We start from the raw sequence: 9,132 nt of genomic DNA, 5'->3' as shown, positions 1-9,132 counted from the left end.
CGTCGAGGAGATCGTCAGCACCCCGGACGTAGACAGCGCCGTGTCGGACGCCGCCGCGGCCGAGCTGGCCGAACCGGTCGAAGAAGAAGAGCTCGAGACCCCCGACGAGCCCGAGACGCCTGACGAGGAAGCCGAGACCGCGGCGCAGGACGACGCGCCGACCCGGGCCACCGGCGACGACGTGGTGCTCGGCGCCGACCAGGACTTCTGGGTGAAGGTCGGCATCGACCCGATCCGGATCATGACCAGTGCCGGCACGTTCTACTCGCTGCGCTGCTACCTCGACGATCGGCCAATCTTCTTGGGCCGCAACGGACGAATCAGTGTGTTCAGCTCGGAGCGGGCCCTGGCCCGATACCTCGCCGATGAACACGACCACGATTTGTCCGACCTGAGCACGTATGCCGACATCCGCACGGCGGCCACCGATGGCTCGCTGCACGTCGATATCACCGACGACAACGTCTACGTGCTGACCGGGTTGGCCGACGATCTCGCGCACGGGCCGGACGAGGTGGATCGTGAACAGCTGGATCTGGCCGTCGAGTTCCTTCGCGATGTCGGGGACTACGCCGAGGAGAACACCGTCGACGAGGCGCTCGAGACCGACCAGGCGTTAGGCCGGCTGGTGGCCTACGTCGTGGACCCCGACTCGGTGAGCAGGCCGAAGCCGCCGTACGCCAAAGCCGTGCAGGCCTACGAGGAACTGGAGCGGTTCGTGGAGTCGCGGCTGAGGCGCGAATAGCCTCAGCCGGCTAATCCGGGAAGTTCACATCCTTGGTGACGGCTTTCCACTCTTCGATCGACGCCGACATCGCCGCGATCTTGTCGCGCATCGCCTTGAGCACGTCGCGGCCCAGCAGCAACCGCAGCGGCGGCTCGTCGAGCTTGGTCACCATCAGCACCGCCTCGGCCACCTTGCGCGGGTCGCCCGGCAGGTGGTCGGCGAACTGCTTGATCAGGTCCTTGCGCGCCGCCACGTCCGTGTAGTCGGCGATCGGCTGGCCGGACTCTTTCATCGATCGCGTCGCCCAGTCGGTACGGAAAGCGCCCGGTTCGACGGCGGTGACCTTGATGCCCAGCGGCCGCACCTCGGTGGCCAGCGCCTCGGTCACCGCCTCCAGCGCGAATTTCGTCGACGAGTAGTACGCGTTCGGCGGGTTGGCCACCAGGCCGGTCATCGACGAGATGTTGACGATGTGCCCCGAACCCCGGGCCCGCATCGAAGGCAGCACCGCCTTGATCATGTCGACCGAACCGAAGTAGTTGACATCGAACAGCTTTCGAACCTCGGCGTCCTCGCCTTCCTCGACCGCGGATAAGTAGCCGTGACCGGCGTTGTTGACCAGCACGTCGATTCCGCCGAACGCCTGCTCCGCGGCCGCGACCGCCGCCGCGATCTGGCCGGCGTCGGTCACGTCGAGCGCGACGGCGACGGCGCGGTCGCCGAACTCTTCGACGAAGTCCTGCACCGCCTCGCCCCGTCGCGCAGTCACCACCACGCGGTGGCCGTCCTGAAGCGCCGCGTGGGCGATCTCTCGCCCAAAGCCGGTGGAGCATCCGGTGATCAACCAGCGGGCCATCTCAGGCCGTCCCTTCAGGCAGGCGCCGCAGATAGGCCTTACGCCGGTCGGCCAGCTGAATGGTCCGCTCCTGGGCGCTCACTCGCGGCAGATGTGGCACCTCGGCATCTAACCGATCCAGCTTGATCACCCGTCCACGAGCGCCGAGATCCTCACGCGGGCCTGACTTTCCGAACTCGGCCATCCGCAGCGTCAGGATGCCTTCTCGCAGCCCATCGGAGTCGATCCAGTTCGCCACACCGGGATCGTCGGCCGAGATGACGTAGGTGTAGCTGCCGTCCTCGTTGGCGACCGACTGAGCCTTGTTCAGGCTGCCGGTCCGGTCGACGAGATCGAGCGTGGTGCCCCAGATGTTGCTCAATGGAACGGTGAAGTATTCGGCGCCGCCGTCGCTCACATCGATCACGAACGCCTCGTCCGCCGCGAGATCGAAGCGGCCCATCACATAGACCTGGTTGCGCATCGCGCCGACCTTGTCCGCCGACCACGCCAGGTTGAAATGGTTGGGCGGCATCTTGTACACACCGTGGCTGAGCTTTCCAGTGAAGTCCGCGAAGTGCGCCATCATCGCCGCAGTCGCCTCGGCCTGCTCGTCGAGGGTTCGCGCGGGCGTTCCCGGTGAGCCGCCCAGACGTTGAACCTCAAAGTGATTCGGGTCGTCACGGCCCCAATCCAGCAGTACATCGCGGATGTAGAACTCGTGCGCCTCAGCGGTGCTGCGTACATGGTTGGGCCGCCCGTTGGCGGGGTCGGCGTCGACGGTGATGGTGAAGTTGCCGTCGGAGTCCACCTGCATGGTGCGGCCGTTGAGCACGTCGACGGTGCCCATGTGGGCGTCCCACAGCGTGAAGTAGTTCTCGGTCATGCGATGGTCGCCGACCCGGCCGTGAATCTCGTAGCGTTCGTCACCCGATATCGGGATCACCCGATAGACGCTGTCGGGATTGTCAATGCCCCAACGTGATCCGGGGATTCGACGCCCGTCCACCGGATGTGCCAGCCGGGTGATGCAACTGACTTTGGGTCGCAACTTGTCCTGGTTGGACGACCATACGGCTGCCGAGAACATCACCTCGGCGAACGCGTCGTCGAACCTCTCGCGCATCGCTTCGGATGCCTTCGCCCGACCCAACCAGGTCTCGGCGACAGTCTGATAGGCCGCCTTCACGACTGGATGCTCGATCAGATCGAGCGCCGCCAGTTCCTGTTCGTGCTGAGCTGCCGTTGCAACCGGGTCGGTTACCATAAGCTCTCCTCACTTCCCGATGTACTCTTCAAAACGTTTGTTGTACAACGCAAAACGCTCGTCGACCTGTTCTGGAAGCAGGCCGTAATCGCGCAAGGTGTAGGGTGGCCGCGCCGCCTCGCGAGGACGTTCCTTCAGCCAGAGCCGCATCGCCGTTTCCGCCTCGGCCGTCAGCGGCAGGTCGATGGCGTCGTACACCCGGGCCACTTGTCCGATCGGGTCCGCGACCGCATCGTCGAAGCCGATGTCGGTGACCCGGGCAGGCGCACTTCCTTCTTCGGAGGCCCAGTTGTCGCGTACCGCCATCGCGCGATCGTTGGTCCAGCCCATCCGCTGCAACCACTGCGCGCCCACCCGGTTCAGGTCGACGGTGTCGGCGTGCATCGCGTGCAGGGTTGCGTTCAGGCTGGCCCCCGAACCGATCGTGGTACGGGGGTCGCGGTGCATGTGCACGATGTGCAGGTCTGGGAACCGCGCCCGCAGCAGGTCCAGATAGCCGAGGTGGGCAGGTGACTTGAGCACCCAGCGCGCCGCGGCCTCGCCTCGTTGCCGTTTTTGCCACTGCAGAAACTGCAGCATCCGGTGCAGATAGTCGTAGGCCGGTGTGAAGTCCTGCTCGTCGAGCCAGGACCGGTAATGCGGAAGATCTGTGCCGGATTCGGGCACATGTGACAAGAACGCGTCGGCCAGGAAGACGATCTCCTCTTCGGCCTCCCGCGCATACATCGGGTGAATGACGAACAAGTCCGGCGCCAGTTCGCGGGACTTGGCTTCGCGCGCTTCGCTGATCGCGATGCGCGGGTCGACGCCGGAGAACTGGTGGTCGAGACGGGGCGCGGCCTCGACCACCTCCCAGCCGTGCGCACAGTTGAACCGCGGGTCAGCGGCCAGCAGTCGCTGCAACAGCGTGGTGCCGCTGCGCATCATCCCGACAACGACGGTCGGTGCCGCGATGCGTTCCTGCAGAATCTCCGGGTGACGGCGAATCCACTCCTGGGTACGCAACCGCATCCGCAGGCTGTGCACGATGCCCGAACGCAGGATGAGCACGCCGATCGCGTTCAGGTCCGCGGCGGCGTAGTCATCCAGCAGCACACCCAACGAATGCTCGAAATCCCCGGGCCCCCAGTCGGTCAGCGACTCCTTGCGCTGCGCATCGGCCAGCACGGCGGCAGGGTCGAAGGGCTCCACGCGGTCAGAACTTCAGATGCTGGCTGACATCGCCAACCTGGTCGACGAACATGATGCGACTGTCGAACCGCCACACACCGTCCAGCCGGCGGAACGTGTCCTTGTAGTGCCCTGTCACGATCACCTGCAACGGCAGGTCGGGCGTGGCCTGGGTGACGGTGTAGTAGGACCGGCTGCGCGCGGTGCCCTCGGCCTCGTCGATCCAGAGCTGCACATTGCTGGTGTTGTGTCTGGTCTTCGGAGTGCCGTCCTCGTAGATCCGGGTGGCCATCTCGTACATCTTCCGCACGCCGGCAGCCCCCTCGAACACCGTCTCCGGTGGTCCGTTTTCGACGCCGCAGATCCGCCCGTGCGCGAACAGTTCGGCCACCCCGTCCAAGTCGCCGCCGTCGAGGATCTCGGCGTAGTGGTAGATCAGGTTGGTGATTTCCCGGTCGCTGTCACTCATGTCGTACTCACCCCGAAATCCTGGCAGAACCGCCCCGAGTCTCCGTCGTTTTGGGACGAATCGCCAGGTACGTTTCCGGTCATGGGTGAACTGGACAACACCGTCGCCGTCATCACCGGCGCGGCGCGCGGACAGGGCCGCAGCCACGCCGTCGCACTGGCCGAGCAGGGCGCCGACATCATCGCGGTCGACATCTGCGCCGATATCGACGCGATCCCCTACCCGCTGTCGACCAAATCCGATCTCGACAAAACCGCGCGGCTGGTGCAGGCCACTGGGCGCAAGGTGGTGCCCGTCGTCGCCGATGTCCGCGACCTCGCCGCGTTGGAGGCGGGCGTGCAGGCCGGCATCGACGACCTCGGCGACATCGACATCGTCATCGCCAATGCCGGAGTGGTGGCGATCGGTGACTCGGCGACGCGCGCCGAACCGGTGTTCACCACGATCGTCGACACCAACCTCACGGGTGTCTGGCACACGATGTTGGCGACGGTGCCCTCCATCATCCGCAAGGGACGCGGCGGGTCGGTCGTCTTGGTCAGCTCATCGCAAGGCCTGACCGGTCGGGGCGGTGACGGCAGCGCCGCGATGTTCGCTTACGCCGCGTCCAAGCACGGCGTGGTGGGCCTGATGCGATCGGCGGCGAACGCGTATGCGCCACACAAGATTCGGGTCAACTCGGTCAACCCCAGTGGTGTCGCGACACCGATGATCATCAACGACTTCGTGATAAATGGCATGACCGAGAATCCGAATCCGGCGGTCTCGCAGATGTTGCTGCCCGACGTGCCGCTGGTCGAGTCGCGAGACGTCACCGAGGCCGTGTTGTGGCTCGTCAGCCCACGGGCTCGCTACGTCACCGGCGTAGCGGTTCCCGTCGACGCCGGCCACCTCGTCATGTGACTAGCCGACCAGCACCGCGTATCGCGGCTTGATCACCTCGTCGATGATCGCCAGCCGCTCGTCGAACGGGATGAATGCGGACTTCATCGCGTTGACGGTGAACCGCAGCAGGTCGCTCCAGCCGTAGCCGAACGCGTCGACGAGAAGAGCCATCTCACGAGTCATCGTGGTATCGCTCATCAGCCGGTTGTCGGTGTTGACCGTGACCCGGAATCGGGTGCGGGCCAGCAGATCGAACGGATGCTCGGCGATGCTGGCGACCGCGCCGGTCTGCACGTTGGAACTCGGACACATCTCGAGCGGAACTCGCTTGTCCCGCAAGATCGATGCGAGCAAGCCGAGTCGTACCTCGCCGTCGTCGGCGACGTCGATGTCGTCGACGATGCGGACTCCGTGACCCAGCCGGTCGGCGCCGCAGAACGCGATGGCCTCCTGAATGGACGGCAGGCCGAACGCCTCGCCCGCGTGAATCGTGAAGCGGGCATTGTTGTTTCGCATGTACTCGAAAGCGTCCAAGTGCCGGGTCGGGGGGTAGCCGGCCTCCGCGCCGGCGATGTCGAACCCGACCACGCCCTTGTCGCGGAACCGGATTGCCAGCTCGGCGATCTCGCGGGACACCGCCGCGTGCCGCATCGCAGTGACCAGGCACCGCACCACGATCGGATGCCCTGCCGCGGCGGCCGCCTTCTCACCGTCGACGAAACCGGCAAGCACCGCGTCGGTGACGGCGTCGAACGACAACCCGCGGTTGATGTGCAATTCGGGAGCGAACCGCACCTCGGCATAGACCACCGAGTCGGCGGCCAGATCTTCCACGCATTCGAAGGCCACCCGGTGCAACGCCTCCGGGGTCTGCATCACCGCGACGGTGTGCGAGAACGGTTCGAGGTAGCGCTCCAACGAGCCACTGTGTGACGCGGTGCGAAACCACTGCGCGAGTCCATCGGCGTCGGTGGACGGCAGGCCGTCGTAGCCGGTCTTGCCGGCGATATCGATGACGGTGGCCGGGCGCAGGCCGCCGTCGAGATGATCGTGCAGCAACGCCTTCGGCGCCCGCATGATCGTCTCCAGATTCAGCGGCGTCGTCATCAGGTGATCCGATCGATGATCAGTGGCCGTGCGAGCGGCGGCGTATCGGTCACTGTGAAACCCGCGTCCAGTTCGGCCATCGCCTGCGCGAACCGGTGCGGGGTATCGGTGTAGAGCGTGAAGAGCGGCTCGCCGGCAGCCACCGGACTTCCGGGGCGCCGGTGGATCTGAATCCCGGCGCCGGGCTGGACTTTCTCACCCGGACGGGACCTGCCCGCTCCGAGCCGCCACACCGCCAGCCCCACTGCCATTGCGTCGATATCGCCCATTGTGCCGCTTCTCGCGGCGGTAACGGTTTCGGAGTACTTACCAACCGGCAACGGTACGGACAAGTCCCCGCCCTGTGCGGCGATCAGTGCGCGGAATCGGTCCATCGCGGTCCCGTCGCGCAATGTCTGCTCCGGGTCCCGCCGGTCGATCCCGGCGATCTCCAGCATCTCGCGGGCCAGGCCCACGGTCAGCTCGATCACGTCGGGCGGGCCGCCGCCGGCCAGTACCTCCAGCGCTTCGGCAACCTCGACCGCGTTGCCGATAGCCGCGCCGAGCGGGCGATTCATGTCGGTCAGCACCGCACAGGTCGGCAGCCCGTGTTCTGCGCCCACCGCCACCATCGTTTCAGCGAGCTCGCGAGCCAGCGATTCGGATTGCACGAAGGCGCCGGAGCCCACCTTCACGTCGAGCACCAAAGCGCCGGCGCCCTCGGCGATCTTCTTGCTCATCACCGAACTCGTGATCAGCGGCAACGACTCGACGGTCGCCGTGATGTCGCGCAGCGCATAGAGTTTCGCGTCGGCCGGCGCCAGCTGACCGGCCGCGAAGATGGCCGCGCCGATATCGCACAGCTGTTGTCGCACGTGCGCATTCGTCAACACCCCGGTGAAACCCGCGATCGACTCCAGCTTGTCCAGGGTGCCGCCAGTGTGGCCGAGTCCGCGACCGGAGGCCTGTGGCACCGCGCCCCCGCACGCGGCGATCACCGACACCAGCGGGAGCGTGATCTTGTCCCCCACCCCACCGGTGGAATGTTTGTCAACGGTCTTCAGTGGACTGCCGACGCGGCGCAAGTCAGTGAAGTCCAACTGCTCACCGGACGCCACCATGGCCGCCGTCCAGCGCGCGGTCTCGCCGTAGTCCATACCGCGCAGGAACACCGCCATCAGCAGCGCCGACATCTGCTCGTCGGCGACCTGACCCTCGGTGTAAGCCCCGATGACCCAGTCGATCGCGGCGTCTGACAGCCGGCCCCCGTCGCGTTTGGTTCTGATCACCGTCGGGGCATCGAAGTGATTCACGCGCGGCCCGGTCGGTAAGCGGCGATGTCGTCCGGACCGAAGGCGTCCGGCAGCAAGACCTCGAGCCGTCGCGGCCCCTCTGGGTGGTCGATGAGCAGATCCGGCCCGCCGTGCTCCAAGAGCACCTGACGGCACCGGCCGCACGGCATCAGCAGCGCGCCCCCGCCGTCAACGCAGACCAGCGCGCGCAGTCTGCCGCCGCCCGTCGAATGCAGGGCGCACACCACCGCGCACTCGGCGCAGAGACCTAGCCCATATGAGACATTCTCCACATTGCAGCCGGTGATGATCCGGCCGTCGTCGACCACCGCCGCTGCGCCCACCGGGAACCCCGAATACGGCGCGTATGCCCCGCGAGCTGCGTGGATTGCCTTGTCCCGCAGCGATTTCCAATCAATCGCGTCGGCCACGATCGCCGTACCACGCATAGCTGCAACGCATCCGACTACCCCACTCACTGTTGGCTAGTTCACAAGGCCAGCCTAGATTCTGCGCGTGCAAAAGCGTGGGCGGACACGAAGTGCTCGATTCGGCCGCAAGAATGGGGCTAATCGGCCGGGAGAATGGGGCTAGATTGAGTAGCCCACTGCAGTCGCTACGAGAGTGGAGACGCTGATGACGACGACGACATCTGCGAATCCGGCTACGCCGGAGGGATCATCGCGCCTACGGCGGCTACGCCGCACCCTGTACCGGGGCGATCCGGGAATGTGGTCATGGGTGCTGCACCGCATCACCGGAGCGACCGTCTTCTTCTTCCTGTTCATCCACGTGCTGGACACCGCGCTGGTCAGGATCAGCCCGCAGGCCTACAACGAAGTCATCTCGACGTACAAGACACCGATCGTGGGCTTGATGGAACTGGGGCTGGTGGCCGCGGTGCTTTACCACGCACTCAACGGCATCCGCGTCATTCTGATCGACTTCTGGGCACAGGGCCCGCGCTACCAGCGGCTGATGTTGTGGACGATCGGCATCGTCTGGCTGTTGGTGATGGTCCCGGCGGGAGTCGTCGTGGCGATGCACATGATCGGGCACTTCCGATGAGCTCACCGGACCTTCAACTCGGCCGCGGGCAGATCGCCCCGGTGCGGCAGCGCAGCCACGACCGGCCGGCCAGTCTGGACAACCCGCGATCCCCACGCCGGCGCGCGGGCATGCCCAACTTCGAGAAGTACGCCTGGCTGTTCATGCGAATGTCTGGTGTCGTCCTTGTATTTCTTGCACTCGGGCATCTGTTCGTGATGCTGATGTGGCAGGACGGCGTCTATCGCATCGACTTCAACTACGTTGCGCAGCGCTGGCACTCGCCGTTCTGGCAGACCTGGGATCTGCTGCTGCTCTGGCTGGCACAGCTGCACGGCGGCAACGGCCTTCGCA

The 9,132-nt window shown here is 65.7% G+C and carries 10 protein-coding genes and 1 pseudogene; 4 read left to right on the top strand and 7 right to left on the bottom strand.

Annotation, left to right across the window (positions count from 1 at the left end; all coding sequences use genetic code 11):
• Window positions 1-745 (top strand): annotated as a pseudogene (locus tag WAN02_RS17605) (primosomal protein); the annotation flags it as partial.
• A 10-nt stretch (window positions 746-755) separates the two neighbouring features.
• On the opposite strand, the gene WAN02_RS17600 reads toward WAN02_RS17605, so the two are convergent.
• From WAN02_RS17600 to WAN02_RS17585, 4 genes are read right to left on the bottom strand one after another with little or no spacing between them, the layout of a single operon-like run.
• The gene (locus tag WAN02_RS17600) at window positions 756-1,583 is read right to left on the bottom strand and encodes an oxidoreductase (protein WP_422265521.1); all 828 of its coding nucleotides are present in this window, start codon (window positions 1,581-1,583) and stop codon (window positions 756-758) included.
• A gap of 1 nt (window position 1,584) precedes the next feature.
• On the bottom strand, window positions 1,585-2,829 hold the full coding sequence (locus tag WAN02_RS17595) for a hypothetical protein (RefSeq protein ID WP_422265519.1): 1,245 nt from the start codon (window positions 2,827-2,829) through the stop codon (window positions 1,585-1,587).
• A 9-nt stretch (window positions 2,830-2,838) separates the two neighbouring features.
• Complete coding sequence (locus WAN02_RS17590; protein ID WP_422265518.1) at window positions 2,839-4,020, bottom strand: sulfotransferase family protein; 1,182 nt, start codon at window positions 4,018-4,020, stop codon at window positions 2,839-2,841.
• Between the two features lie 4 nt (window positions 4,021-4,024).
• Entirely contained in the window at window positions 4,025-4,468 is a 444-nt protein-coding gene (locus WAN02_RS17585; RefSeq protein ID WP_422265517.1) for a nuclear transport factor 2 family protein, read from the bottom strand.
• 81 nt (window positions 4,469-4,549) lie between these two features.
• Between WAN02_RS17585 and WAN02_RS17580 the strand changes: the two genes are divergently transcribed.
• Window positions 4,550-5,371, top strand: coding sequence for a mycofactocin-coupled SDR family oxidoreductase (locus WAN02_RS17580; protein ID WP_422265516.1), 822 nt, complete (start codon window positions 4,550-4,552; stop codon window positions 5,369-5,371).
• Here WAN02_RS17580 and WAN02_RS17575 read toward each other — a convergent pair whose 3' ends face one another.
• Genes WAN02_RS17575 through WAN02_RS17565 form a run of 3 tightly spaced genes read right to left on the bottom strand, consistent with a single transcriptional unit; the run spans window position 5,372 to window position 8,150 of the window.
• On the bottom strand, window positions 5,372-6,460 hold the full coding sequence (locus WAN02_RS17575; protein ID WP_422265515.1) for an adenosine deaminase: 1,089 nt from the start codon (window positions 6,458-6,460) through the stop codon (window positions 5,372-5,374). It abuts the gene before it with no gap.
• Window positions 6,460-7,752 carry a thymidine phosphorylase gene (locus tag WAN02_RS17570; RefSeq protein ID WP_422265514.1) on the bottom strand — a complete coding sequence of 431 codons (1,293 nt, stop codon included), beginning with the start codon at window positions 7,750-7,752 and terminating at the stop codon, window positions 6,460-6,462. Before WAN02_RS17570 ends, WAN02_RS17575 begins: the two co-directional genes overlap by 1 nt.
• On the bottom strand, window positions 7,749-8,150 hold the full coding sequence (locus WAN02_RS17565; RefSeq protein ID WP_422265525.1) for a cytidine deaminase: 402 nt from the start codon (window positions 8,148-8,150) through the stop codon (window positions 7,749-7,751). The genes WAN02_RS17570 and WAN02_RS17565 overlap by 4 nt, the downstream gene beginning before the upstream one ends.
• A gap of 310 nt (window positions 8,151-8,460) precedes the next feature.
• On the opposite strand from WAN02_RS17565, the gene sdhC reads away from it, so the two are divergent.
• Window positions 8,461-8,799, top strand: coding sequence for a succinate dehydrogenase, cytochrome b556 subunit (gene sdhC / locus WAN02_RS17560; protein WP_422265523.1), 339 nt, complete (start codon window positions 8,461-8,463; stop codon window positions 8,797-8,799).
• The coding region (locus WAN02_RS17555; RefSeq protein ID WP_422265513.1) for a succinate dehydrogenase at window positions 8,796-9,132 on the top strand (337 nt) is incomplete at its 3' end. The genes sdhC and WAN02_RS17555, both read left to right, overlap by 4 nt.

It is taken from the genome of Mycobacterium sp. (assembly GCF_049281135.1).
GTDB lineage: Bacteria > Actinomycetota > Actinomycetes > Mycobacteriales > Mycobacteriaceae > Mycobacterium.
This window is presented reverse-complemented; position numbering and strand designations above follow the sequence as displayed.